23 protein-coding genes and 1 pseudogene are annotated in these 24,658 nt (G+C 67.2%); 18 read left to right on the forward strand and 6 right to left on the reverse strand.

The features are described from left to right. The first annotated feature begins 91 nt into the window (after positions 1 to 91). From B9Y70_RS02745 to B9Y70_RS02785, 9 genes are all read left to right on the forward strand, one after another. Positions 92 to 412, forward strand: a complete 321-nt coding sequence (locus B9Y70_RS02745) for a YlxR family protein (RefSeq protein ID WP_085548695.1) — start codon at positions 92 to 94, stop codon at positions 410 to 412. A 111-nt stretch (positions 413 to 523) separates the two neighbouring features. Beyond that, on the forward strand, positions 524 to 3,304 hold the full coding sequence (gene infB / locus B9Y70_RS02750) for a translation initiation factor IF-2 (RefSeq protein WP_085548696.1): 2,781 nt from the start codon (positions 524 to 526) through the stop codon (positions 3,302 to 3,304). An 11-nt stretch (positions 3,305 to 3,315) separates the two neighbouring features. Further along, complete coding sequence (locus B9Y70_RS02755; RefSeq protein ID WP_085548697.1) at positions 3,316 to 4,107, forward strand: metallophosphoesterase family protein; 792 nt, start codon at positions 3,316 to 3,318, stop codon at positions 4,105 to 4,107. 58 nt (positions 4,108 to 4,165) lie between these two features. Further along, positions 4,166 to 4,600 (forward strand): 30S ribosome-binding factor RbfA, encoded by a 435-nt coding sequence (gene rbfA / locus B9Y70_RS02760; protein ID WP_085548698.1) that lies wholly within the window; start codon positions 4,166 to 4,168, stop codon positions 4,598 to 4,600. Continuing rightward, positions 4,600 to 5,553, forward strand: coding sequence for a DHH family phosphoesterase (locus B9Y70_RS02765; RefSeq protein ID WP_240309100.1), 954 nt, complete (start codon positions 4,600 to 4,602; stop codon positions 5,551 to 5,553). Before rbfA ends, B9Y70_RS02765 begins: the two co-directional genes overlap by 1 nt. Next, a complete protein-coding gene (locus B9Y70_RS02770; RefSeq protein ID WP_240309101.1) occupies positions 5,550 to 6,833 on the forward strand; it encodes an MATE family efflux transporter in 1,284 nt (427 codons plus the stop codon). Before B9Y70_RS02765 ends, B9Y70_RS02770 begins: the two co-directional genes overlap by 4 nt. A gap of 138 nt (positions 6,834 to 6,971) precedes the next feature. Then, positions 6,972 to 7,784: a metallophosphoesterase family protein gene (locus tag B9Y70_RS02775; RefSeq protein WP_085548699.1), complete on the forward strand. Its 813-nt coding sequence runs from the start codon at positions 6,972 to 6,974 to the stop codon at positions 7,782 to 7,784. Further along, complete coding sequence (locus B9Y70_RS02780; protein WP_085548700.1) at positions 7,777 to 8,433, forward strand: 4'-phosphopantetheinyl transferase family protein; 657 nt, start codon at positions 7,777 to 7,779, stop codon at positions 8,431 to 8,433. The genes B9Y70_RS02775 and B9Y70_RS02780 overlap by 8 nt, the downstream gene beginning before the upstream one ends. A 243-nt stretch (positions 8,434 to 8,676) precedes the next feature. Further along, entirely contained in the window at positions 8,677 to 9,576 is a 900-nt protein-coding gene (locus tag B9Y70_RS02785; protein WP_143337476.1) for a hypothetical protein, read from the forward strand. On the opposite strand, the gene truB is transcribed toward B9Y70_RS02785, so the two are convergent. After that, positions 9,573 to 10,466 (reverse strand): tRNA pseudouridine(55) synthase TruB, encoded by an 894-nt coding sequence (gene truB, locus B9Y70_RS02790; RefSeq protein WP_085548702.1) that lies wholly within the window; start codon positions 10,464 to 10,466, stop codon positions 9,573 to 9,575. The genes B9Y70_RS02785 and truB overlap by 4 nt on opposite strands. 29 nt (positions 10,467 to 10,495) lie before the next feature. On the opposite strand from truB, the gene B9Y70_RS02795 reads away from it, so the two are divergent. The 6 genes from B9Y70_RS02795 to B9Y70_RS02820 all read left to right on the forward strand — a co-directional run bounded on the left by B9Y70_RS02795 (position 10,496) and on the right by B9Y70_RS02820 (position 18,482). Next, positions 10,496 to 11,455 (forward strand): bifunctional riboflavin kinase/FAD synthetase, encoded by a 960-nt coding sequence (locus tag B9Y70_RS02795; RefSeq protein ID WP_085548703.1) that lies wholly within the window; start codon positions 10,496 to 10,498, stop codon positions 11,453 to 11,455. Continuing rightward, positions 11,452 to 12,369: a nucleoside hydrolase gene (locus B9Y70_RS02800; RefSeq protein ID WP_085548704.1), complete on the forward strand. Its 918-nt coding sequence runs from the start codon at positions 11,452 to 11,454 to the stop codon at positions 12,367 to 12,369. The genes B9Y70_RS02795 and B9Y70_RS02800 overlap by 4 nt, the downstream gene beginning before the upstream one ends. A gap of 20 nt (positions 12,370 to 12,389) precedes the next feature. Continuing rightward, positions 12,390 to 13,112: a hypothetical protein gene (locus B9Y70_RS02805; protein ID WP_085548705.1), complete on the forward strand. Its 723-nt coding sequence runs from the start codon at positions 12,390 to 12,392 to the stop codon at positions 13,110 to 13,112. A gap of 368 nt (positions 13,113 to 13,480) precedes the next feature. Further along, positions 13,481 to 14,239, forward strand: a complete 759-nt coding sequence (locus tag B9Y70_RS02810; protein WP_143337477.1) for a hypothetical protein — start codon at positions 13,481 to 13,483, stop codon at positions 14,237 to 14,239. A gap of 693 nt (positions 14,240 to 14,932) precedes the next feature. After that, positions 14,933 to 15,202 carry a 30S ribosomal protein S15 gene (gene rpsO / locus B9Y70_RS02815; protein WP_085548707.1) on the forward strand — a complete coding sequence of 90 codons (270 nt, stop codon included), beginning with the start codon at positions 14,933 to 14,935 and terminating at the stop codon, positions 15,200 to 15,202. 1,036 nt (positions 15,203 to 16,238) lie between these two features. Next, the gene (locus B9Y70_RS02820) at positions 16,239 to 18,482 is read left to right on the forward strand and encodes a polyribonucleotide nucleotidyltransferase (RefSeq protein WP_085548708.1); all 2,244 of its coding nucleotides are present in this window, start codon (positions 16,239 to 16,241) and stop codon (positions 18,480 to 18,482) included. A gap of 156 nt (positions 18,483 to 18,638) precedes the next feature. On the opposite strand, the pseudogene B9Y70_RS13265 reads toward B9Y70_RS02820, so the two are convergent. From B9Y70_RS13265 to B9Y70_RS02850, 5 genes and pseudogenes are all read right to left on the reverse strand, one after another. Further along, positions 18,639 to 19,415, reverse strand: a pseudogene (locus tag B9Y70_RS13265) (YwqG family protein). A 3-nt stretch (positions 19,416 to 19,418) separates the two neighbouring features. Next, positions 19,419 to 20,132, reverse strand: a complete 714-nt coding sequence (locus B9Y70_RS02835) for a YwqG family protein (protein WP_143337478.1) — start codon at positions 20,130 to 20,132, stop codon at positions 19,419 to 19,421. A gap of 57 nt (positions 20,133 to 20,189) precedes the next feature. Then, on the reverse strand, positions 20,190 to 20,879 hold the full coding sequence (locus B9Y70_RS02840) for an AMIN-like domain-containing (lipo)protein (protein WP_085548712.1): 690 nt from the start codon (positions 20,877 to 20,879) through the stop codon (positions 20,190 to 20,192). Between the two features lie 53 nt (positions 20,880 to 20,932). Continuing rightward, a complete protein-coding gene (locus B9Y70_RS02845) occupies positions 20,933 to 21,589 on the reverse strand; it encodes an AMIN-like domain-containing (lipo)protein (RefSeq protein ID WP_085548713.1) in 657 nt (218 codons plus the stop codon). Next, complete coding sequence (locus tag B9Y70_RS02850; protein ID WP_085548714.1) at positions 21,586 to 21,972, reverse strand: VOC family protein; 387 nt, start codon at positions 21,970 to 21,972, stop codon at positions 21,586 to 21,588. Before B9Y70_RS02850 ends, B9Y70_RS02845 begins: the two co-directional genes overlap by 4 nt. Positions 21,973 to 22,030: 58 nt before the next feature. On the opposite strand from B9Y70_RS02850, the gene dapB reads away from it, so the two are divergent. The 3 genes from dapB to dapA are packed head-to-tail and all read left to right on the forward strand — an operon-like array spanning position 22,031 to position 24,495. Next, positions 22,031 to 22,777 (forward strand): 4-hydroxy-tetrahydrodipicolinate reductase, encoded by a 747-nt coding sequence (dapB, locus tag B9Y70_RS02855; RefSeq protein ID WP_085548715.1) that lies wholly within the window; start codon positions 22,031 to 22,033, stop codon positions 22,775 to 22,777. Continuing rightward, positions 22,778 to 23,536 carry an FAD-dependent thymidylate synthase gene (thyX, locus tag B9Y70_RS02860; protein ID WP_085548716.1) on the forward strand — a complete coding sequence of 253 codons (759 nt, stop codon included), beginning with the start codon at positions 22,778 to 22,780 and terminating at the stop codon, positions 23,534 to 23,536. Positions 23,537 to 23,586: 50 nt separating this feature from the next. Further along, the gene (gene dapA, locus B9Y70_RS02865) at positions 23,587 to 24,495 is read left to right on the forward strand and encodes a 4-hydroxy-tetrahydrodipicolinate synthase (protein WP_085548831.1); all 909 of its coding nucleotides are present in this window, start codon (positions 23,587 to 23,589) and stop codon (positions 24,493 to 24,495) included. Positions 24,496 to 24,658: the final 163 nt, after the last annotated feature.

Here is a 24,658-nt window from a genome sequence, read left to right on the forward strand (position 1 = left end):
ACTGCTGACGGCAGTTCAATTTCAGGTGAAAATAGGGTAAACTGTCGGATGGCCCACGTGCCGTTGATGTTCACACCTGTGTAGGAGACGAATGACGCTGACCCGCGCACCCCGCGAGATCCGCGTACGTACCTGCATCGCCACCCGCGAGCGAAAGCCCGATACGGAGCTGCTCCGGGTGGTTACTGATCCCTCCGATCCGGCCCGCCTCCTGGCGGACCCGGGCCGGTCGCTCCCCGGGAGGGGAGCCTGGATCACCCCGAACATCGAAGCACTCGAGCTGGCGGAACAGCGCCGCGCCTTCGGGCGGGCGCTCCGGGTGTCCGGGACAAGCCTGGACACAGGTCACGTGCGTACGTACCTCGCAGCAACCGCTGCCGGACCCGACATTGTAAGGAAGACCGAACACTGATGAGCACTGCACGATGAAGCATCAGCGATGAACGTCACAGACATCATCTAGAGGTCGAGTTCCCTTTCCGGGGCTTGACACTCGATCTCTAGCAACAACCAGAGGAGTAAAGTGCCCGGAAAGCTACGCGTACATGAGCTTGCGAAGAAGCTCGGCGTAACCAGCAAGGAACTGCTCGCCACGCTCAAGGAGCAGGGCGAGTTCGTGAAGACCGCCTCGTCGACCGTCGAACCCCCCGTGGTCCGGAAGATGGAGGCTCTCTACGAGAAGAAGGACGGCGGCTCCGGCGATTCCGCAGCCAAGCCGTCCGCAGGTGCCCCGAAGCCCGGCCCGAAGCCGGGTCCGGCACCGAAGCCGCAGGCCGGCCCGAAGCCGGCCGCCGCACCCAAGCCTGCCGCCGCGCCGAAGCCGGCTGCAGCACCGAAGCCGCAGGCCGCCCCGAAGCCGGCTGCAGCACCGAAGCCGCAGGCCGCCCCGAAGCCGGCTGCAGCTCCCAAGCCGCAGGCCGCCCCGAAGCCGGCCGCCGCGAAGTCCGACGCCCCGAAGCCGGGCGGTGCCCCCAAGCCGGGTGGCGCTCCGAAGCCGGGCGGCGGCGCCATGCCGCGCCCGATGCCGCGTCCGGGCGGTCGCCCGCGCGTGGCCAACAACCCCTTCTCCACCGGTGGTGGGGACCGTCCGGCACCGCGTCCGGGCGGCGGTCGTGGCCAGGGCGGTCCGCGCCCCGGTGGCCGTGGCCAGGGTGGCCCGCGTCCGCAGGGTCAGGGCCAGGGCGGCGCTGACCGTCCGGCACAGGGCGGCGGTCGTCGTCCGTCGCCGGCCATGATGCCGACCTCCCAGGCTCCGACCCCGGGCCAGATGCCGCAGAAGGCGGCCGGTGCCGGCGGTCGTGGCCGCGGTGGTGCCGGTGGCCGTGGACCGGGTGGCCCCGGTGGCGGTGGCGGCGGTTTCCGCGGCGGCGGACGTCGCGGTGGCACCGCCGGTGCCTTCGGACGTCCGGGCGGCGCACCGCGTCGCGGACGTAAGTCGAAGCGTCAGAAGCGCTCCGAGTACGAGGCAATGCAGGCCCCGAACGTCATCGGTGGCGTTCGCCTGCCCGATGGCGGCGGTTCGACCGTCCGTCTGCGCCGTGGTGCCTCCCTGTCCGATTTCGCCGAGAAGATCAACGCCGATCCGGCCGCACTGGTCCAGGCGCTGTTCAACCTCGGTGAGATGATCACCGCCACCGCAGCCGTGCCGGAGGAGACCCTCCAGCTGCTCGGTGCCGAGATCAACTACAACGTCGAGGTCGTCTCCCCGGAGGACGAGGACCGCGAGCTCCTCGAGTCCTTCGACCTGCAGTTCGGTGAGGACGAGGGCGACGAGGACGATCTGGCCAAGCGCCCGCCGGTGGTCACCGTCATGGGTCACGTCGACCACGGTAAGACCCGACTGCTCGACACCATCCGTAAGGCTGAGGTCGGCGCGGGTGAGGCCGGCGGCATCACCCAGGGCATCGGTGCGTACCAGATCAAGCGCGTCGTCGATGACCGCGAGCGGAAGATCACCTTCCTGGATACCCCGGGTCACGAGGCCTTCACGGCCATGCGTGCCCGTGGTGCCAAGTCCACCGATATCGCGATTCTCGTCGTGGCCGCCGATGACGGCGTCATGCCGCAGACGGTGGAGGCCATCAACCACGCGAAGGCCGCTGACGTGCCGATCGTGGTGGCGGTGAACAAGATCGACAAGCCGGAGGCCTCCCCGGACAAGATCCGTGGCCAGCTCACCGAGTACGGCCTGGTGCCGGAGGAGTACGGCGGCGACACCATGTTCGTCGACATCTCCGCGAAGCAGAACATCAACATCGATGAGCTGCTCGAGGCTGTCGTCCTCACCGCGGACGCTTCCCTGGATCTGCGTGCCAACCCGGAGATGGACGCCCAGGGTGTCGCCATCGAGGCGCATCTCGACCGTGGTCGTGGCCCGGTGGCCACCGTCCTGGTCCAGCGCGGTACCCTCCGCGTCGGGGACTCCGTCGTCGTGGGTGACACCTACGGCCGCGTCCGTCGCATGATCGACGAGCACGGCAACGATGTGGATGAGGCGGGTCCGTCCCGTCCGGTCCAGATGCAGGGCCTCAACGGCGTCCCCGGCGCCGGCGACAACCTGCTCGTCGTCGAGGACGACCGTGTCGCACGCCAGATCGCCGCGCAGCGTGACGCCCGCAAGCGTTCCGCCATGCAGGCCAAGGCCCGCAAGCGCGTCTCCCTCGAGGATCTGGATGCCGTTCTCAAGGAGACCAGCGTCCTCAACCTCATCCTCAAGGGCGACAATGCCGGTTCGGTGGAGGCCCTGGAGGAGTCCCTGCTCAAGATCGAGATGGACGACGAGGTCGAGCTCAACATCATCGACCGCGGTGTCGGTGCCGTCACGCAGACCAACGTCTCGCTCGCCGCCGCGTCGGACGCCGTGATCATCGCGTTCAACGTGCGTTCCGAGGGCAAGGCCACCGAGGAGGCCAACGCCGAGGGTGTGGACATCCGCTACTACACCGTCATCTACCGCGCCATCGAGGAGGTCGAGGCTGCTCTCAAGGGCATGCTGAAGCCGGTCTACGAGGAGAAGGAGATCGGTGTCGCCGAGATCCGCGCGATCTTCAAGGCCTCCGCTGTCGGCCTCATCGCAGGTTGCATGGTGGAGTCCGGCAAGGTGCGTCGCAACGCCTCGGGCCGCCTGGTCCGCGACGGCAACGTCATCGCCGACAACGTCAAGATCGAGTCCCTGCGACGCGAGAAGGACGATGTCACCGAGGTCAACGCCGGTTACGAGTGCGGTATGGTCCTGTCCTACCCGGACATCCAGATCGACGACAAGCTCGAGGTCTTCGAGATGGTCGAGGTCCCGCGCGACTAGTCTCGGGGTGCATGAGCACCTTGTGGCTGGTCTCTGACCTGCACGTCACCTTCCCCGCCAACCGCGAGCGCGTCGAGCGCCTCGCGCCCGCGGAGGAGGGGGACTGGCTCATCGTCGCCGGAGACGTGGCCGAGAGTATCGACGTGGTCGTCGACACCCTCGCCCGTCTCCGGCGACGTTTTGCGCGTGTGGTGTGGTGCCCCGGCAACCACGAGCTCTTCGCGCGCCGCGAGGACCGTTATCAGGGTCGCGCGCGGTACGACCGTCTCGTGGAGCTGCTGCGGGAGGTGGGCGTCGATACGCCGGAGGACCCGTTCCCGGTCTTCGGCGACGTCACCGTCGCCCCGTTGTTCACCCTGTACGACTACTCGTTCCGGCCGGAGGGCGTCACCGCCGTCGACGCGCTTATCGACGCCCGCTCCGCCCGCGCCACCCTCGACGACGAGCTGTTCATCGCCCCCTATGTCGACGTCGAGGCGTGGTGCGCCGAACGCGTCGCCTACTCACGCACCCGCCTGGCGGAGGTTGACGGCCCGACGCTGCTGGTCAACCACTGGCCGCTCGTGGTCGAACCCACCCGGCGGATGCGCCAACACGAGATGGCCCTGTGGTGCGGCACCACGCTGACGCGCTCCTTCGCCCGGGACTACCGGGCCGTCGGCGTCGTCCACGGGCACCTGCACATGCCGGAGGAGATCATCGTCGACGGGGTGCCCCACGTCGACGTCTCCCTGGGCTACCCGTTCGAGCAGGCCCGCATGCCGCGGCGGGCGTGGCCGCTGCCGGGGCTGCGCATTCCCTGAGTGTGTCCGACGGGTAGAATGGGACATCGTATCTGCACCCGGACTCAAGGAGACCGACATGGCTGACAACGCCCGCGCCGCCCGCCTGGCCAAGCGCATCCAGACGATCGTGGCTTCCGCCATCGAACGCGAGGTGAAGGACCGTCGCCTGGAGCTGGTCACCGTCACCGACACCCGGGTCACCGGCGATCTGCATGACGCCACCGTCTTCTACACCGTCCGCGGTCGGGACATCTCCGACGAGCCGGACTACGACGCCGCCGCCGAGGCCCTCCACCGCGCCCGCGGTCAGCTGCGCAAGATCGTCGGTGACCAGCTCGGTGTGCGTTTCACCCCGACCCTGTCCTTCGAGGTGGACACCGTGCCGGAGGCCTCCGCCCACATGGAGGAGCTGCTGGCCCGCGCCCGTGCCCGGGATGCCGAGCTGGCGAAGCTGAAGGAGAACGCGAAGCCCGCCGGCGACGCCAACCCGTACAAGACGGACGAGCGCTAGTGCACTCGTACGCCGCGGCCGCGGCGGCCCTGGCGGCCGCCGATTCCGTGGCCGTCATCGGTCACGTGCGCCCGGACGCCGACGCGATCGGCTCCGTGTGCGCCACCGTCGGCGCCCTGCGTCAGCTGGGCAAGCAGGCCGTCGGCCTCATCGGCCAGGCGGACCCTTTCGCGGAGAACCTGCTCACCATCCCCGGTGCGCGGGAGGTTGAGCTGGTGGATCACCTGCCGGAGGTCGACCTCATCGTCACCGTCGACTGCGGTTCCATCGACCGGGCGGGCACCCTCGCCGGGGCGATCGCGGCCCGCGCGGAGGACACCGTGGTCATCGACCATCATTCCTCCAACGAGGGTTTCGGCCGCGTCAACCTGCTGGATTTCGACGCGGAATCCACCACCACGGTCCTCGGCCGCCTCTTCGACATGATGGGCATCGAGCTCGAGCCGCCGATCGCACACGCCCTCTACGCGGGCCTGCTCACCGACACCGGCAGCTTCCGTTGGGGCAGCCCCGCGATGCACACCTTCGCCGCGCGCCTCATGGACACGGGTCTCGACGTCCGTGCCATCGCCGTCGACCTCCTCGACTCCGGCTCCGTCGCCGATCTGCGCATGATCGGCCGCGCCCTGGCGAGCGTCGAGGTGCATGCGGCGGGGGAGAACCACCTGGCGCTCATCGTCGCCGATCACGCGCTCGTCCAGTCGGGGTCGCTCCCGGCGGTGGAGGGCCTGGTGGATTTCGTCCGCTCGCTCGACGGCACCGACCTCGGCGCGGTGTTCAAGGAGACCGTCCCCGGGGTGTGGCACGTGTCGCTGCGCTCCAACGAGATGGACGTCTCACGGATCGCCGTGGCGCTCGGCGGCGGCGGGCACATCCCGGCCGCCGGCTACACCTTCCGCGGCACCGCCGCCGAGGCCACCGCCGCCCTGCTGACGGAGCTCCGCAGGCAGTGACAGTCTCGGCCCGGCAGATCTTCGCGCTGGCGCTCCCGGCGCTCGGCGTGCTCTCCGCCACCCCGCTCTACCTGCTCCTCGACACCGCCGTTGTCGGCCGCCTCGGCGCCTTCGAACTCGCGGCCCTCGCCGTGGGCACGACCGTCCAGTCGACGGTGACCACGCAACTGACGTTCCTCTCCTACGGCACCACCGCGCGCGCCTCCCGTCTCTACGGTTCCGGACGGCGTGCCGACGCCGTCGCCGAGGGCGTCCAGGCCACGTGGGTGGGACTCGGCGTGGGGCTCACACTCGCGGCGATCGTGTTCACGCTGGCCGGGCGCATCGGCGAGTGGCTCACCGGCGATCCGGAGATAGCCGCGGCCGCCGCCGAGTGGATCCGCATCGAGTCGATCGCCATCCCGCTCACCCTCATCATCATGGCGGGCAACGGCTGGCTCCGCGGTGTGCAGAACACCCGCAGCCCCCTGTGGTACACGCTCGCCGGCGTCATCCCGGGGGCGATCCTCATCCCCGTCCTCGTCGGGGAGTTCGGGCTCCCCGGTTCCGCGATGGCCAACGTCGTGGGCATCACCATCACCTCGACGCTCTTCCTCCTGGCCCTGCGCCGCGAGCACTCCGGTTCGTGGCGACCACGGTGGAGCATCATGAAACGCCAGCTCGTCATGGGGCGTGACCTCATCCTGCGTTCCCTGTCCTTCCAGGTGGCGTTCATCTCGGCGGCGGCCGTGGCGGCGCGTTTCGGCACCGCGTCGCTGGCGGCGCACCAGATCCTGCTGCAGCTGTGGAACTTCATCACCCTGGTCCTGGACTCGCTCGCCATCGCCGCGCAGGCGCTCACGGGTGCGGCGCTCGGTCGAGGGACGGTGGACGTCGCGAAGCAGGTGGGGCAGAAGGTCACCCTCTACTCCGCTGTGTTCGCCGCGGGCCTCGGCGCGGTCTTCGCCCTGGGCGCAGGTGTCATCCCGCGGATCTTCTCCACCGACTCCGGGGTGCTCGCCGCCATCTCCGGGCCGTGGTGGCTGATGATCCTCATGATCATCCTGGGTGGTGTCGTCTTCGCCCTCGACGGCGTCCTCCTCGGCGCCTCCGACGCCGCCTTCCTGCGCACCATCACCATCATCTCGGTGCTCGGCGGTTTCCTGCCCGGTGTCTGGCTGGCCCTGCTTCTCGACGCCGGCCTCACCGGCATCTGGTGCGGCCTCGTCGCCTTCATCGTCATCCGGCTCGTGGCCGTCGTGTGGCGCTTCCGCTCGATGCGCTGGGCCGTGGTGGAGTAGGTGGTACCTCGGTGTTCCCACGTCAATCCCACCAGTCACAGGCCGCGACCTGGGACAAGGCCGCGCGGCCGGAAAATCCACGTGGGAACACCGAGGGTTCCGGGCCCTGTGGTTACATACTGAGAGAAGGAGGTGTGCATGAGCACAACGCTGTGGGCGGTCAGTGACCTGCACGGCGCCGTCAAGGCGAACGTCGCCCGGATCGATGACATCCAGCCCGAGGACCCCTCGGACTGGCTCATCGTCGCCGGTGATGTCGCCGAGCGCACCGACCTGGTGGTGCGCATCCTCACGCAGTTCCGGCAGCGTTTCGCGCAGGTCATCTGGGTGCCCGGCAACCACGAGCTCTTCTCCCGCTCCACCGACCGCTACCAGGGCCGCGACAAGTACACCGAGCTTGTCGACGCCTGCCGCGCCATCGATGTCCTCACCCCGGAGGATCCGTACCCGACCTTCGGCGGCGTCACCCTCGTGCCGCTGTTCACGCTCTACGACTACTCCTTCCGCGGCCCCGGCATGACGGTGGAGCAGGCGGTGCAGGCGGCCCACGACCGGCAGATCATGATGACGGACGAGTTCGCCATCGCTCCGTTCGTCGACGTGCGTGCGTGGTGCTGGGATCGTCTGGCGTACTCGATCAAGCGGCTCTCGCTCATCGACGGCCCCACCATCCTCATCAACCACTGGCCCCTGGTGCAGGAGCCGACGCTGGTCATGCGGCACCCGGAGATCGCCCTGTGGTGCGGCACCCGGCACACCCGCACCTGGGCGGAGCGCTACCAGGCGCAGGCGGTCATCTACGGCCACCTGCACATGCCGGGTGTCACCGAGGTCGCCGGCATCCCGCATATCGAGGTCTCCCTCGGCTACCCGCGCGAATGGGAACGCCACGGCCACCTCAACCCCTGGCCCTACCCGGTCATGCGCCTGGGGGGCGAGGACGATGCTTAACTCCTCCCTGTTCCCGGATGCGGCGCGGTTCTGCTACGTCATCACCGACCGCGAGCGTCCCGACCTGCAGAACTACCACGGCCTGCACCCCCTCGAGCAGGCGCTGGTCTCCCATTCCGTCGATGTACGCAAGGCCGAGTTCGGCGACGCCCGCTGGTGCGCCCACCAGGCCCTGCGTGACCTGGGGGAGTGGGACAACGAGCCCATCCTCCGCGGCGAGCGCGGCATGCCCCTGTGGCCGCGGGACATCACCGGCTCCATGACCCACACGGAGGGATTCCGCGCGGCGGTCGTCGCCCCCCGCACCCACGTCCGGTCCATGGGGCTGGACGCCGAACCCGCCGACCCCCTCCCACGGGAGGTCATCGGCTCCATCGCCCGCCCGGGGGAGATGCCGCAGCTCGAGCGCCTGCGCAACGAAGGCATCGAGTGCGCCGACCGCCTGCTCTTCTGCGCCAAGGAGGCCACCTACAAGGCGTGGTTTCCCATGACGCACCGCTGGCTCGGCTTCGAGGACGCGGAGATCGACATCCGCTCCGACGGCTCCTTCGTCTCCTACCTGCTCGTGCGCCCCACCCCGGTGCCGTTCATCTCCGGGCGCTGGATGGTCGACGACGGCTACGTCATCGCTGCGACGGCGGTGACGTAAGGGGGTATTCGAGTCGGGGCATTCACCGTGGACACCCGTGCATCCACCCGTCTTCTGCCCCCACCCGGATACCCCGTTACCAGCTGCCACCCCCGGGCACCACTGACGCACCGAGAACTGTGGGCAACCCGGGTCCGCCACGACGTTATCCACAGCCGCCGCAATGTCCCGCTGGACCGTCCGCCGGTCCCGGCCCATACTGCACCCGTGCGGGACTGGAGCGGGGAGATCGAATTCATCAGGATGCGGAGCCGTCGTGCCGGTACCCCGGCATTCCGGCGGGAGCTGAGGCAGGGGAGGTTCCTACTTCTGTGCCCGGAGATCGCGGTACCTGCCGCCGCGTTCCGGGCATTCCAGACCTGGGACCAGCAGGCGATACGGGCGTTCGCGGTGGGCCTGGGGAGCCGGACAGCGGTTCTCGTCGGCAAGTCCGCGGCACGGCTGCACGGTATCCCGGTCCTGGGGAACGAGGAGCCGGCCACCATCGTGCTCCCCGGCGGCGGGAGACCTCCCGTGAAGCAGTGGCCTGAGGGCGTGCGGTATCGACGCGCGAATCTGCCGCAGGAGCAGGTCACGGAGGTACACGGGGTCCGGGTGACCCGGATCATCCGGACGGTGGTGGACATCTGCCGCTACCACGGGCTGGTGGACGGGATCGTGGCGTTCGATCACGTACTCACGCTGAAGAACATGACCCGGCAACGCGCTGCGGCTCTCCTCGATGACCTGGGCCGGATCCGTGGGTTGAGTGTCGCCCGCCGGGCTCTCGAGCTTGCCGACGCCCGCGCCGAGAGTCCCCTCGAGTCATGGGCCCGCGCACAGATCCTCGTCGCTGATCTGCCGGAGGTCACGAGCGTGGAGCCCCAGGTGCCCGTCCTCGGTGGGCGACACAGAGTGGATCTCATGATCAACGGTTTCCAGTTGGTGGAGACCGACGGTGATCTGAAGTACGACGGCTCCACCGGTGTTGCCCCGGCTGAGCAGATGCGCAAGGACCGGGAGCGCGACCGGGCGCTGACCAATGCGGGGATTCCGCGGCTGCATGTGACGTATGCGGATCTCGCAACCGTCGTCGAGGGGGAGAGCCGCTTCCTCCGTATGCTGCGTGAGACCCTGCGAGCGCACGCCCGCCGCACCGCCTAAAGCGTGTTCGGCCGAGCCACGAACACCGTCGCCAAGCGCTTGCCCTTCTCCTTGATCAGCGCGATGGAGCGCCCGTCCGGTGCCACCGCCGCGTGCACCCCGACGAGGCCGCGCGGTTCGAGCCACTTGCCCATGGCCAGGGCCTCGGCCTCCTCCTCCGTCACCTCGAGCACCGGGTAGGAGCGGGCGAGCGCCTCGTCAAGGGTGAGGGACAGCCGCGGCGACTCCTCCAGCTGCTCGAGCGTCAGCGCGTCGGCAAGCTCGAAGGGCCCCACCGACGTGCGTCGGAGAGCGGTGAGGTGCCCGCCGACGCCCAACGCCTCCCCGAGGTCGCGGGCCAGGGAGCGGATGTAGGTGCCCGAGGAGCAGTCCACCGACACATCGACGTCGAGGAACTCGCCCTCACGTCGGAACGCCAGCGCCTCGAAGCGGGACACCGTCACCGGTCGCGCAGGGATCTCCACCTCCTCGCCGGCGCGGACGCGTTCGTGGGCGCGCTTGCCGTCGATCTTGATGGCGCTCACGGCTGCCGGGCGCTGCATGATGTCGCCGGTGAGGTCGGCCATCGCCGCCAGAACATCCTCCGACGACACAGAAGCCGCCGACGCCCCGGACACGACGTCGCCCTCCGCGTCGTCCGTCGTGGTCGCGGCACCCAGGCGGATGGTGGCGTCGTACGCCTTGGTGGCCGTCACCAGGTGCGCGAGGAAGCGGGTGCCGCGCTCGATGCCGACGACGAGCACGCCCGTCGCCATCGGGTCGAGGGTGCCGGCGTGCCCGACGCGGCGGGTGGAGAAGATGCGGCGGAGGCGGGAGACGACGTCGTGGGAGGTCATGCCCTGCGGCTTGTCCACCACGACGAGTCCGGAACTGGCCAGGGGATCGGTCATAGGGGAAGTGTATGCCGTAGTCTGAAGCGGTGAATGTTTGGCACGGACTTGGAGACATCCCCGCCGATCTCGAGGTGTCGGTGGTCACCATCGGCGTGTTCGACGGCGTCCATCGCGGCCATCAGCGCCTCATCCAGGAGGCGGTGCGGCAGGCGCACATCCGCAGTGTGCCGGCGGTGATGGTGACGTTCGATCCGCATCCGATCAGGGTGTTTCTGCCTGATCGTGCGCCGGTGCTGCTCAATTCGGTGGAGGAGCGGATCGCCCGGGCGGGTGAGCTGGGGATCGACGCCGTCCTCATCATCGACTTCAACGTGGAGCTCGCGGGTCAGACCCCGGACGAGTACTTCCAGACCCTGCTGGTCGACGGTCTCAAGGCGCAGTGCGTGGTCGTCGGGCAGAACTTCACGTTCGGACGCGACGCCGCCGGCACCGCCGACACGATGCGTGAGCGCGGGATGCGGCACGGTGTGGACGTGGAGATCGTCGATCTGCTGCACGATGAGGGCATGCGTATCTGCTCCTCGACGATCCGCAGTTTCCTCGCGGAGCAGGATGTGGCGCGTGCGGAGTGGGCCCTGGGGCGCCCGTTCACGGTGCGCGGGGAGATCATGCGCGGTGCCGGTCGGGGCGGCCGGGAGCTGGGTTTTCCCACCGCCAACCAGTACTTCGACGACTCCGTGGCGCTGCCGGCGGACGGAGTGTACGCGGGCTGGTTCACGGTGGTCAGCGACGGTCCGATTGACGGCGACATGGAGCCGGGGGAGAGGTACCCGGCGGCGATCTCCGTGGGCAAGAACCCCACGTTCGGGGACAAGGAGCGTAGCGTCGAGTCCTTCATCCTCGACCGTGACGCCGACCTCTACGGCCACGTTGCTGAGGTCGCCTTCGTCGAGCACGTGCGTGACATGGTGAAGTTCGATTCGGTGGATGCACTGCTCACCGCCATCCGCAATGACGTCAGCCGCGTCCGGGAGATCCTCGGGTGAAACTCATCCTCGACCTCGACACGGGTATCGACGACGCCTTCGCCCTCGCCTATGCCCTCGCCTCCCCCGAGGTCGAGCTCATCGGCGTGACCGGCACCTACGGCAACGTCACGGTCGCGGACGGCGTCCGCAACACCCTCGCCCTCCTCGAGCTCTTCGGCCGCCCGGATGTCCCCGTGTACCCCGGCCCGCAGCGGGAGGATTTCGAGGTCGCGGAGATCTCCGCGTTCATCCACGGTGCCAACGGTCTCGGCGAGGTGGAACTCCCCGCACCGGCGACCGGGCCCGCCGGCTCCGCCGTCGAGTTACTTATCGACGCCGTCCATACCCACCCTGACCTCGTCATCGTCCCGACGGGGCCGTCGACGACCATTGCGGCGGCGCTGGACGACGACCACTTCGCCGAGCACGCGCGCATCGTCATGATGGGCGGTGCGCTCACCGTGCCCGGCAACGTGCGCCCGTGGGCGGAGGCGAACGTGTGGCAGGACCCGGAGGCCACGAACGAGGTGTTCCGCCGCGCGCGCCACGTCACGATGATCGGCCTCGACGTCACCCTCAAGACCCTGCTCACCCGCACCGAGACCGCGCAATGGCGCGCCCTCGGCACGCCCGGTGGCACGATGCTTGCCGACGCCGCCGACCACTACATCGGTGCCTACGCCACCACCTCCCCGCACCTGGGCGGCTGCGGCCTGCACGACCCGCTGGCGGTGGCCGTGGCCGTCGACCCCTCGCTCGTCGAGTGCTTGGCGCTTCCCATGCAGGTCGACGTGGCTGGGGAGACCCGCGGACGTACCATCGGCGACCTCTCGCGACAGGGCCCGCTGGTCAATGTCGCCGTCGGCGTGGACGTGGCAAAATTCCTCGGCGAATTCATGACCCGATTGACTAGGCTGGCCGCAAACACCTGACCTGTCTCCGGAGGGCCTGAATGGAACTGCGTAACGGCATCGCCGCCTTCGACCCCGTCACCCTGCGCATCGCCGCCGAACAGCTGCCGCTGGTGCAGATTCCAGAGGTTCTCGACGCCGAGATGCCCGAGCACCTCGTGGCCCTGGCCGAGGTGGAGGTCACGCCCTTCAACGTCGCCGCGAAAATCGACACCGGCCAACTCACCTGGGACGTCGACGCCGAACTCAAGCCCTTCACCGCCTACGCAGGCGGACAGGCCTCCGGCGTGCAGCTGGCTGGGGCGCGCGTCGCCGAACTGGAGGACGCGGTGGTCGCGCGAGTGAACATCAAACTCGAAAACCGCAAGCTCCGCGCCTGGTTCGCCGAACTGCCCTCGGAGGTGTCGGAGCTCGACGCCTTCGACCTCGTCGCGGATGTCCGCCGCTGGATGAAGGACTTCTCCACCGAGGACAAGAAGGTCGACACCCTCATCGTCCCGCAGCAGGACGTGGACTACGAAGCCTTCGTGAAAGGTCTGGACAGGTCCACTCGGCAGTCGATCAAGGCCGTGATCGATGAAAAGGGCGCCCACGTGGTTGCCGAGACCGTCATTCTCGGTAGCCTACCGAGCTGGGGCTCGCCGAAGGAAGTCATTCTCGGGGAGCGTGGCCCCGTGCTGTTCTGGTTCAGCGAAGGCAACGAGAACAAGGCCCTGCCGTTTGCTGTGGTGTATACCGAAGCGGGGGCTTGGGTGGGGGCGTAGGGCTATGCCCCGTGAAGCTACTCAGCATCTCCATCGACGTCCGTTTAGTAGCTGCCTGGCTGTGCCACAAGGTGATACCAGATTTATCGCATAGGAGAAGGTCGCGGTCCTCGTTGTCGGTTTTGAGGCTCACGACTGCTTAGCGGGAGTCCAGAACCTCCAGAAATGGGCCCGAACTATTCTTAGCTCCAACAGTTCTACAAGAGGAGCAAAGATTGTCTTCGATAAAGAAGCAGCCTGCCGCGTCCCTGCTTACCAATCCTCAGCGTCTGGCGGGTAAGCGGGAGCTTTACAGTGATCTCTACAGAGCCGGTGTACGTCGGCAAGTGCCCCAGGCGGTGATCTACCTCCTACCGAACACAGTGCCAATGGAGATCGACGACGTGGAGTCGTTGTCACAAGGATCCGAGGTAGTCCGCGATTTGCTGGATGAGGACGTCCCGCAGGCCCTGGAAGTCACCCTGAATCAGAGAGGAACCGACCGGTTACACAAGTTGCTGCGTTCTCGTAGACCCTTGCCAGAACGGGCAGTGATCGCCTCCGCAGCGATGTTCTTGGCTTTGATGGTTCTTCCTTTGACGCTGTTTGCGCAATCGTGGAGCGGGATCGCAGTGAATCTGACCATCATCGCGGTGGGGTTCGTAGTCCGGCGGATGAGTATCAACCACACGGTCGCTGGGATTGATGTGGATGGTGAAGACTACCCTTCTGAAGGGCTGAACGGTGTCACTCATCCAGCCTTTGGTGACATCATGATCAAGCTGGCAGAGCTCGCCGAGCTTCAGAACGTATCGGTTCTTGAGCACCCCTTCTTGAGCGACCTGCAGACCGTGGCCGATTTCGTGCGTGACACTAACGCCGGTGATATTTCCGACCGAGAGAAGGCCGCCATAAGCGAAGAAGCAACGAGTCTCATCGACATCATTGCGACGAGAATCAACGATGAGATCCAGTCGATCAATGCCATACGGGAGAGCACAGAACGTGAGTTGAGTGCCTTAGGGGCAGACTCAGCCAAGGAACTGCTGGCAGCCGGCGATCAGCAGATCAACGATGTCAAGGTCGCCGGGATTCGGGATAGAGCCGACATTCTTCGGAAGCTAATAGAAGAAGACAAGACGTTCTAGCTCCTCGTCCACTTCCCTTAGGAATCCCTGTTCTGGCCGTGTTGAGGGATCGGTTACGAACGACTGAGTCGTGTCGATGCCGGGGAGTCGGTCGATTCCGATCGCCCAGATCCGTGAATCACGGAGTCTATGTTGGGCCTCTTGAAGACCTCGCGAACCTCATCTTTGTATCCCTGGGTGAGGTCGGGGAGGTTCTCTGCCTACTTCGCGGCATCACGGTGTGTTTTGCCGCGAACCTGTACTGAGAAGTGTCGTAGACGGGATTGGCTACAGTACGTTCGAGTTCTTCAGGGAGGATCAGATCGGGCTTGGGCGTGGGCGCAGCTGAGCCTTTGCAATTGCGAGAGCTCGGTGTCCAATCGGAGCCAGCTCCGCCTCGAGTAGGGCCAGCACAATGATCGGGAGGATCACCACGACGTACTCCTTTGGGTGATTAGGGGCCACACAGTTTTTCTAAGATGGCTCAGATGAACTTCGGATTTGGTTGGTACATAGAGTCCTCTCCAACCTAGGATTTGCAACGACTTGAGTCGGCGGCCGTTCAGGGATTTGGTCCCCACCCACCTCACCCGGTAAGATCCTCCAAGGCTTCATGCGACTGCGGTCCACAGCAGTTGCGCCACCAGGCCTAGGGCGTGAAACCCCAGGCCAGGGACATTTCATGTGGACTGAAACAACGAAGAGAGATTCATCATGGCTCTGACTTCTGAGCAGAAGAAGAACATCCTGGGCGAGTACGGCCTGCACGAGACCGACACCGGTTCCCCGGAGGCTCAGGTCGCACTGCTGACCAACCGCATCAACAACCTGACCGAGCACCTCAAGTTCCACAAGCACGACCACCACTCCCGTCGTGGCCTGCTGCTGCTCGTCGGTCGTCGTCGCGGCCTGCTGAAGTACCTGGCCGACAACAACATCGACCGCTACCGTGACCTGATCGCCCGCCTGGGCCTGCGTCGCTAAGCGAACTCAGATCTTCCGCGAACCCGCTCTCCGCTCGGAGGGCGGGTTTCGTGCATGCTCACGCTGAAGGCGGATTTTCGCGGCCCACGGTGTCGAGCCAGTAATTGATGCGTTTTCGCAAGTGTCCGCCTAACTCGTCTGCGATTCTTTTTGCCGCTCGAGTAGCATCGGACGGCAGAGAATGGCCTGCAAGACATGCTCCTTGAAGAGCGTGCTCAACGGCCCAGTGTTCCTCGCCGACAGCGCACTCACCGGCGATGACGCCTCTCCATTCACCAGTGATGTGCGGCCAGATGTTCTCTATGACCAACTGAGCGTCGGGGTCGCCCAAGCCACGGAGCCTGATTCTGGGCAACAGATCTTCTTTGTTTGTCCCATTGCTACGCGATGTCGGTGAGGTCATCTGGGCTCCACTGGTGGTCGGGGGGTGCTCGCTACGGGTAGCACCATTTTACGGCGGGCGCTGGGTGAGGGCAGACCCGTCGGCACGGGCGAGACCCTCACTGCGGCGGCGGAGCTTCGGGTTACTCGTAGTCCAAAGTTCATGGACAGGAAAGGGCTGGGTGCCGGCCGGTTTGGAGTTAGTGGTTCCGCCGTCGGCACTCTAGTTGGTAGGAGTGGTGGAGCCGGGCACGTAGTGCCGCGCCACTCGGCCTCGCCCCGTATGTGCATCGGCGTTATCCAGGAAGCCATGGATGCGAGCATTCACTACCAGGGTCAATTCTGCGGTATCTCCCAGCCCCACGTCTACCAAGCCCTGTAGTCCGCACCTTCATTGTCCGCAATGGAGGGGATTGCTGGAGGCGAGCTCTGACTGTTTCATGTGCCGCTTGATGAAGGGCACCGTGGTATTCCGCTCGTCCCCCTCAGGCCAGGCGTCAGCCCGCGGGTAACACCCAAACCCGCTCTCCGTTCGGAGGGCGGGTTTCGGCATTCCGAAACCTGTACCACACCTGGTAGAATGTCCCCCGTTGTAAAGGACATTTTTTCGACGGCACCGATGATCGTCGATGAGACTCATCTTCCAAGGAGATACATGAGCAACCCCGTACAGATTCACGTCGACGAGGACTACGGCGTCACCGAGGCGACCGTCGAGATCGACAACGGTGATTTCGGTACCCGTGAGATCCGTTTCGAGACCGGTCAGCTGGCCCGCCAGGCCGGCGGTTCCGTGACCACCTACCTCGACGACGAGAACATGCTGCTGGCCACGGTCACCGCGTCCAACCAGCCGCGCGAGGGCTTCGACTTCTTCCCGCTGACCGTCGATGTGGAGGAGCGGATGTACGCCGCCGGCCGCATCCCGGGTTCCTTCTTCCGTCGTGAGGGCCGTCCCTCCACCGACGCGATCCTGGCCTGCCGCCTCATCGACCGCCCGCTGCGTCCGACCTTCGTCAAGGGTCTGCGCAACGAGGTCCAGGTCGTCATCACCGTCATGTCGCAGGTCCCGGAGGACTACTACGACGTTGTCGCCATCAACGGTGCCTCCGCTGCCACCCAGCTGTCCGGGCTGCCGGTGTCCGGCGCCGTCGGTGGTGTGCGCATCGCACTGATCGCCGATGACAAGCACCCGAAGGGCCAGTGGGTTGCCTTCCCGAACCAGGCACAGCGCGAGCAGTGCGTGTTCGAGATGGTCGTCGCCGGCCGCCTCGTTGAGCGCAAGGGCCGTCGCAAGGGCGAGGACGTCGCCATCATGATGGTCGAGGCCGGCGCCGGCGCCAACGTCCTCGAGCTGGTCAAGGGCGGTGCCCCGGCCCCGACCGAGGACACCGTGTCCGAGGGCCTCGAGGCCGCCAAGCCGTTCATCTCCCTCCTGTGCAAGGCGCAGGCCGGGCTGGCCGAGCAGGCCGCCAAGGAGCGCCAGGAGTTCCCGGTGTTCCCGGCGTACGGCGATAAGGTCTACGCGGCCGTCGAGAAGAAGGCCTCGAAGAAGCTTGCCGAGATCATGACCATCAAGGGCAAGCACGAGCGCGAGGACGCCGCTAACGACTACATGGTCGAGATCGAGGAGTCCCTCGTCGGTTCCTTCGCCGACAACCCGGACGCCGCCAAGGAGGTCCGCGCCGCGTACAACTCGCTGATGAAGCAGATCGTACGCCAGAAGATCCTCACCGAGGGCTTCCGCATCGACGGCCGCGGTGTCACCGACATCCGTGACCTCGGCGTCGAGGTCGAGCTCATCCCGCGCGCCCACGGCTCCGCCCTCTTCGAGCGTGGCGAGACCCAGATCCTCGGTGTCACCACCCTGGACATGCTCAAGATGGAGCAGCAGATCGACTCGCTGTCCCCGGAGAAGTCCAAGCGCTACATCCACCACTACAACTTCCCGCCGTACTCCACCGGTGAGACCGGCCGCGTCGGTTCCCCGAAGCGCCGCGAGATCGGCCACGGTGCCCTCGCCGAGCGCGCCCTCGAGCCGGTCATCCCGTCCCGCGAGGAGTTCCCGTACACCATCCGTCAGGTCTCCGAGGCCCTGGGCTCCAACGGTTCCACCTCCATGGGTTCCGTCTGCGCGTCCACCCTCTCCCTGTACAACGCCGGCGTTCCGCTCAAGGCCCCGGTCGCGGGTATCGCCATGGGCCTGGTCTCCGATGAGGTCGACGGTGAGACCAAGTACGTCGCGCTGACCGACATCCTCGGCGCCGAAGACGCCTTCGGCGACATGGACTTCAAGGTCGCCGGCACCCCGGAGTTCATCACCGCCCTGCAGCTGGACACCAAGCTCGACGGCATCCCGTCCCAGGTGCTTGCCGACGCCCTCGCCCAGGCCCGCGAGGCACGCCTCACGATCCTCGACACCATGTCCGAGGTCATCGACGGCCCCGACGAGATGAGCAAGCTCGCCCCGAAGATCACCACCGTCAAGGTGCCGATCAACAAGATCGGTGAGCTCATCGGCCCCAAGGGCAAGACCATCAACTCCATCACCGAGGAGACCGGCGCCGACGTCTCCATCGAGGACGACGGCACCGTCTACGTGTCCGCCGCCTCCGGTGAGGCAGCCGATGCCGCGATCGAGAAGATCAACTCCATCGCCAACCCGCAGCTGCCGAAGGTCGGCGAGCGTTACCTGGGTACTGTCGTCAAGACCGTCGCCTTCGGTGCCTTCGTCTCCCTGACCCCGGGTCGCGACGGCCTGATCCACATCTCGAACCTCGGTGGCGACGAGCGCATCGAGAAGGTCGAGGACGTCATCATCGTCGGTGACAAGGTCCAGGTCGAGATCGCCGACATCGACAACCGCGGCAAGATCTCCCTCGTCCCCGTCGAGGGCTAAACGCCTCGGTTCGCCGCTGACGCGCCCCTGTCCACCCTGCCGGGTGGGCGGGGGCGCTTCGCGTTGGCGGACTCGGGCTCAGAAACACTGCAGCACGAGGTGCGCGTTCTCCCACCTCCCGTCGCGGATGTCCTCGCGGCGCATCCAGACGTAGAGTCAGCCGTCATCACCCCAGGACCAGTCCCCGTCGTCGTGGGAGGCGAACTGGGCGAGCAGCACCCACCCGCCGGAATCGTCTGAAACCTCCATGCCGTGGCGGTACTCCAGACCCCGGGACAGGGCGGAGGATTTCGCGGCCATGTCGTCCTCCTGGATCACGGAGGGCCCCCCGCCGATGTGGTGGTGCTCGGTGGCGTCCGGGGTGTCGTCGGACCAGGCGAAGTAGGCGTCCTCGTCCTCGGACCAATCGACGGCGGAGGAGTTATCGGACGGCACGGTCACCGCGGACACCGGGGTCAGGCGGTGGGCGGGCAGCGGGGACGGACCCTCGCGCTGCTCGACGCCGGGCGCAGCCGCGTAGACCAGGCGGAAGCCATCCCGGTCGGCCAGCTGGTAACCCTACGGCTGCTCGATGGAGTCGTAGAAGAAGTAGAGATGCCCGGAGGTGGGCAGCTCCAGATCGGTGAGCCCGACGATCTTGGTGAGGTTGACCTGGGCGAGGAACGGCAGCGGCTCACCGGTGCCGGCGTGCGCCGGCCACTCGATCTCCGCCGGCAGGTCGGGGTGGCCGCCGAAGCGGGACTGGCCGGGCTCGGTGGGGACACCGGGCGTGGCGGCGAGACGCGCGGTGGGGCGGGCCAGGGTGAGGAACTGCTCCTGGATCGTCGGCTTCAGGTCCGAGGCGGCGAGAGAGGCACGGAGTGCATCGTGGGTGGCGAACAAGACTGGATCGTAGGCCGTATCCGGCTGGTGTGCCCGACAGCCGGCCTGCAACCTTCAGTAGCACTGCAGCTCCAGGCGCGCGTCCCGCCAGCGACGCTGACGCAGCGCCGTCCGAGAGATGGTGACGTAAAGCCGCCCGTGGTCACCCCACTGCCACTGGCCCTTCCCACCGGAGGTGAACTCCGCGAGCAGCACCCGGCCGAAGCCCTCCACCGGCCCCTGGATGGGCACCGGGTGTCCGCCGAGGTGGTGGACCCCGTCGGTGTCGGGCGCCCGGTAGTGCCAGCCGGAGTAGCGCTCGTCCCCCTGCCAGCTGCCGGGCATGGACAACACGGCCTCCGGAAGGAGCCGGTGGGCGGGCAACACGTGGGTGCCTGCCGGCGCCTCGCGGGGGACCAGGCCGTGGTCGCGGGCGTAGAGCAGGCGGAAGCCCTCCTTGTGGAAGTCCTCGTAGCCCCAGGGCTGGCCTTCGGTGTCGTAGAAGAAGTACAGGTGCCCGGAGCGGGGCAGGTCGAGCCCGCTCATCCCGCGGACGTCCGCGAGGTTGATCTGCGCGAGGAAGGGCATGCGGATGTCGTAGCGGGGGATCCACGGCCAGTCCAGGTGCGGCGGCAGATCGGGATGGCCGCCGAAGCGGGACTCACCGACCCGCTGCGGGAGGCCGGCCTCCGGTCGCAGCAGGGCGGCGGGGCGGGCGAGATCGGTGAGGGCGGCGGGCAGGGCGGCGGTGGTCAGGGAGCGGGCGAGGGCGTCCTTGGTGGGGAACATGGCCACACCATAGAACACGTGTCCTACATGTGGTCTGACCTGCGGATATGTGGGCTGCTACTTGTGCTGGATGTCGACCACCACGCGCAGCGGGTTCTGCAGCAGCGTCACCGAGTAGGGCAGCTCCGCCTCCAGTCCGATGTAGGTGAGCGTGTGGCCCTCGAAGGTGCCGGTGTTGTAGACCTCCTCGACCACGCCGGTGCCGGGGTACGGCCCCGTGGCCGCGCCCTCGTGGTCGTGCTCGAAGGGGTAGGTGGTGCCGGTGATGTTCACCATGAGGAAGGCCTCGCCGGCGACGTCGACGTCGAACCCGGAGCCCTGCTGGTAGGGCTGGTCGATGTACTGGGTGATCCAGCCGGGCTCGCCGTCACCGATGAGGTCGTAGACCACGCGGGTGAAGTTCTCGTGGCGGCCCACGCGGATCCCGGTGACCAGCGGCGGGGGATCCACCCACACCGGTTCGCGATTCTCTGAGGTGACAGCCGGGGTGCCCAGCGGGCGGTCCGGGGTGGGGTTGTCCGCGGCCGGGGTCGTGGTGGTGGTCGCCACCGTGGTGGTGGGGTCGGTGTCGGTCTCGGCGGGTGTGGTCGTGGTGGTCGTGCCCACCGGCGCGGCCGTGGACGTCACGGTCAGCGGCGGGTTGGTCGTGGTGGTACCGCCATCGGTGGTGCCCTCGGTGTTGCAGGCGGTGAGTAGCAGCGCCGTGACGGTGACGGCGGGGATGAGGGGGCGTCGATAAGCGGTCATAGTCCCACCTTAAAGGTCATAACCGGGAACTGTCACCGGTTATGGCCGAATCGTTAGGGGTCTGTTGGTTCTTTGATAAGGTCGATGACCAGCCGTTTCGGGTCCTCCAGGAAGGTCACTGAGTACGGGTACTCCTGATCGAGGCCGATGACGAACTCGGAGTGGGCCTCGAAGAGGCTCGCGAAGGTGACCCCGTTGATCACCCCGCCGCCCGGATGCGGGCCGTGGGCCAGCAGACCGGAGTCGTCGCCCATGGGGTAGGGCGTGCCGGTGATGATGACGTGCAGCGCGGTCGCGCCCTCGTAGTCGACCGGGAACCCCAAGGCCTGCTGCAGCGGTTTTTCGGTGTACTCGATGAACCATCCGGGCTCACCGTTGCCCGCCAGGTCGAAGACGAGGCGGTCGAAACGCTCGTGCTCGCCGATGCGGTAGCCGGTGACGTGGAGCTCTCCGGTGAGCGAGTCCCAGTTCTCCTGGCGCGCGGTGTCGGGTGTGCCCAGCGGCGCGAGAGCGGTCGCAGAGGTTTCGGTGGCGGTCGCGGTGATGGTGGTGGACGGGGTCGTCGACGGTGTCGTCGGTGCGGGCGCAGGCGGCTCAGGCGTGGTCGAAGTGGTCGTCACGGTCGGCTCCGGCGCAGTCGGCTCCGGCGTCTCGGCAGGCTGCGCGCAGCCCACGAGCAGCAGCGGCAGGGTTACCAGCAGGCGTTTCATGGCTGAATCAGCTGAATCCAGTGGCCGCAGGTGTCGTCGAGCACCGCCACGGTGACCGGCCCGGCCTCGGTGGGTTCCATGGAGAACACGACACCGAGGTCGAGCAGCCGCCGGTACTCGGCCTCGATGTCGCTCACCTCGAACTGGGTGAAGGGCAGGCCGTCGGCGTAGAGGGCCTCGCAGAACACGGCCGCCGCGGGGTGCCCCATGGGCTCGAGGAGTAGCTCGGTGCCGTCCGGGTCCTCCGGGGAGACGAGGGTGAGCCAGCGGGCCCCGTCACCGACGGGGACGTCGTGCTTGACCTCGAACCCGAGGACGCGGGTGTAGAAGTCGAGGGCCTGCTGTTGGTCGGCGACGTAGAGGCTGGTGATGTTGATGCGCATGCCCCGATCCTATGCGCCTACACTGGGACACCGAATGAACCGGACTCAAGGAGGAACCATGGCCATCAAGGTGGGAGTGCTCGGCGCGAAGGGCCGCGTCGGCTCGGCGGTGTGCGAGGGCGTCAACGCGGCGGAGGATCTCGAGCTCGTCGCGCAGGTCGATCAGGGCGATGACCTGCAGATGCTTGTCGACGCCGGCGCCCAGGTCGTCGTCGACTTCACCACCCCGGGTTCCGTCATGGGCAACCTCGAGTTCACCACCGCCCATGGCATCCACGCCGTCGTCGGCACCACCGGTTTCGACGAGGAGCGCCTCGCGCAGGTCCGCGAGTGGACGGGCAGGGAGGGTGCGGGCCACGTGCTCATCGCCCCGAACTTCGCCATCTCCGCCGTGCTGGCGATGAGCTTCGCCCAGCAGGCCGCCCGCTTCTTCGACTCCGCCGAGGTCGTCGAGTACCACCACCCGCACAAGCTCGACGCCCCCTCCGGCACCGCGATCCACACCGCGCAGGGCATCGCCGAGGCGCGGAAGGAGGCCGGTCTCGGCCCCATCCCGGACGCCACCGAGCAGTCGCTCGACGGGGCCCGCGGCGCCGACGTCGACGGCGTGCGCGTCCACGGCGTGCGCATGACCGGCATGGTCGCCCACGAGGACATCATCTTCGGCGCCCAGGGCCAGTCCCTCACCATCCGCCAGGACTCCTACGACCGCACCTCGTTCGTGCCGGGCGTGCTCGTCGGCGTCCGCGAGATCGCCGGGCACCCGGGCCTGACCGTGGGACTCGACGGCTACCTGGGGATCTAGATGGCCAAGCCTGTCGAGCTGGACGTCCAGCTCATCGCCGCCACCACGTTCACCCCGCCCTCCGGGGTCGACTGGGACGTCGACGTTTCCGCCACCGGCGCCGAGGCCCTCGTCGAGTTCGCCGGCCGCGCCTGCTACGAGACCTTCGACAAGCCCAACCCGCGTACCGCCGCCAACGACGCCTACCTGCGCCACATCATGGAGGTCGGCCACACCGCGCTCCTCGAGCACGCCACCGCCACCCTCTACATCCGCGGCATCTCCCGGTCCGCCACCCACGAGCTGGTGCGCCACCGCCACTTCAGTTTCTCGCAGCTGAGCCAGCGATTCGTCCACACCGACGAAGCCGAGGTCGTCCTGCCGACCCTCATCGCCGAGGACCCCGAGCTCGCCCAGATGATGCTCCGCGCCGTCGACGAGTCCCGCTTCATCTACCAGGAGCTTCTCGACGCCCTCGAGGACAAGCTCTCCGACGAGCCCAACGCCCTGCTGCGCAAGAAGCAGGCCCGCCAGGCCGCCCGCGCGGTGCTGCCCAACGCCACCGAGTCCCGCATCGTCGTCACCGGCAACTTCCGGGCGTGGCGGCACTTCATCGGGGCGCGCGCGACGGAGCACGCCGACGTCGAGATCCGCGCCCTCGCCGTGGCCTGTCTGCGCCTGCTGCAGCAGCAGTCTCCCGTGCTCTTCTCCGATTTCCAGATCTCCACCCTGTCCGACGGCACGGAAATGGCCGTCAGTCCCTACGCCACGGACTTCTGACGCGCCAGGGATTCCCCCTCCGATAAATGAAAGAGGTACCCTTGACCACCATGAGTACAGGTTTGACCTCCAAGACCGGAGTCGAGGACTTCGGCACCGTCTGCGTCGCCATGGTCACCCCCTTCGACCGGGACGGCGCCCTCGACATCGAGGCCGGCCGCCGCATCGCCGCCCACCTCGTCGACAACGGGCTGGACTCCCTGGTGCTCGCCGGCACCACGGGCGAGTCCCCGACCACGACCCTGGACGAGAAGCTCGCGCTGCTCAAGGCCGTGAAGGAGGAGGTCGGGGACCGCGCGAAGCTCATCGCCGGCGCCGGCACCAACGACACCGCCGCCTCCATCGAGCTGGCCCGCGCCTCCGCCGAGGCGGGCGCCGACGCACTCCTGGTGGTCACCCCCTACTACTCGAAGCCCAGCCAGGAAGGCCTCTACCAGCACTTCTCGGCTGTCGCAGGCGCCACCGAGCTGCCGATCATGCTCTACGACATCCCGCCGCGCTCGTCGATTCCGATCGAGGCCGACACCATCCGCCGACTCGCGGAACTGCCGACCATTCGTGCGGTGAAGGACGCAAAGGGTAACATGGCCGAGTCTGCACTGCTCATGCATGAGACCGGTCTCGCCTGGTACTCCGGCGATGATCCGTTGAACATCCCGTGGCTGTCCATCGGCGCCTCGGGATTCGTCTCCGTGGTCGGCCACGCCGCACCGCGCGCCCTGCGTGAGCTGTACACAAGTTTCGAGGAAGGCGACCTCGCCCGTGCGCGGGAAATCAACGCCACTGTTCTTTCACCGCTCATCGCCGCCCAGGGTCGCCTGGGTGGAGCCACGATGGCCAAGGCTGCCCTGCGTCTGCAGGGCATTGAGGTGGGGGACCCGCGTCTGCCTGTCGTCGCACCCGACGAGCAGGAGATCGAGGCCCTCCGCCGTGACATGGAGAAGGCTGGAGTCCTTTAAATATGACTGAATCCCGTAATCGTGCCCGGAAGGTCACCCGCAAGGCGGGCCCGCCGGAGACCGAGAGCACTGCTGCATCCCCGGTTTTCCAGGCACCGACCCCGGAGACGAACGGAAACGCAGAGCAGAACACCCAGAAGTCTGCCGACAACAACAACGGCGG

This window comes from Corynebacterium pollutisoli (genome assembly GCF_900177745.1).
Lineage (GTDB): Bacteria > Actinomycetota > Actinomycetes > Mycobacteriales > Mycobacteriaceae > Corynebacterium > Corynebacterium pollutisoli.

Bases quoted from the DNA above. Each gene is read 5' to 3' on its own strand.
- B9Y70_RS02775 (WP_085548699.1), top strand. From the start codon at position 6,972: ATGAGCACAACGCTGTGGGCGGTCAGTGACCTGCACGGCGCCGTCAAG.
- B9Y70_RS02845 (WP_085548713.1), bottom strand. From the start codon at position 21,589: ATGAAACGCCTGCTGGTAACCCTGCCGCTGCTGCTCGTGGGCTGCGCG.
- thyX (WP_085548716.1), top strand. From the start codon at position 22,778: ATGGCCAAGCCTGTCGAGCTGGACGTCCAGCTCATCGCCGCCACCACG.
- B9Y70_RS02755 (WP_085548697.1), top strand. From the start codon at position 3,316: ATGAGCACCTTGTGGCTGGTCTCTGACCTGCACGTCACCTTCCCCGCC.
- B9Y70_RS02810 (WP_143337477.1), top strand. From the start codon at position 13,481: ATGGAGATCGACGACGTGGAGTCGTTGTCACAAGGATCCGAGGTAGTC.
- rpsO (WP_085548707.1), top strand. From the start codon at position 14,933: ATGGCTCTGACTTCTGAGCAGAAGAAGAACATCCTGGGCGAGTACGGC.
- dapA (WP_085548831.1), top strand. From the start codon at position 23,587: ATGAGTACAGGTTTGACCTCCAAGACCGGAGTCGAGGACTTCGGCACC.
- B9Y70_RS02840 (WP_085548712.1), bottom strand. From the start codon at position 20,879: ATGACCGCTTATCGACGCCCCCTCATCCCCGCCGTCACCGTCACGGCG.
- B9Y70_RS02850 (WP_085548714.1), bottom strand. From the start codon at position 21,972: ATGCGCATCAACATCACCAGCCTCTACGTCGCCGACCAACAGCAGGCC.
- B9Y70_RS02745 (WP_085548695.1), top strand. From the start codon at position 92: ATGACGCTGACCCGCGCACCCCGCGAGATCCGCGTACGTACCTGCATC.
- B9Y70_RS02805 (WP_085548705.1), top strand. From the start codon at position 12,390: ATGGAACTGCGTAACGGCATCGCCGCCTTCGACCCCGTCACCCTGCGC.
- rbfA (WP_085548698.1), top strand. From the start codon at position 4,166: ATGGCTGACAACGCCCGCGCCGCCCGCCTGGCCAAGCGCATCCAGACG.
- dapB (WP_085548715.1), top strand. From the start codon at position 22,031: ATGGCCATCAAGGTGGGAGTGCTCGGCGCGAAGGGCCGCGTCGGCTCG.
- B9Y70_RS02785 (WP_143337476.1), top strand. From the start codon at position 8,677: ATGCGGAGCCGTCGTGCCGGTACCCCGGCATTCCGGCGGGAGCTGAGG.
- truB (WP_085548702.1), bottom strand. From the start codon at position 10,466: ATGACCGATCCCCTGGCCAGTTCCGGACTCGTCGTGGTGGACAAGCCG.
- B9Y70_RS02820 (WP_085548708.1), top strand. From the start codon at position 16,239: ATGAGCAACCCCGTACAGATTCACGTCGACGAGGACTACGGCGTCACC.
- B9Y70_RS02835 (WP_143337478.1), bottom strand. From the start codon at position 20,132: ATGTTCCCCACCAAGGACGCCCTCGCCCGCTCCCTGACCACCGCCGCC.
- B9Y70_RS02780 (WP_085548700.1), top strand. From the start codon at position 7,777: ATGCTTAACTCCTCCCTGTTCCCGGATGCGGCGCGGTTCTGCTACGTC.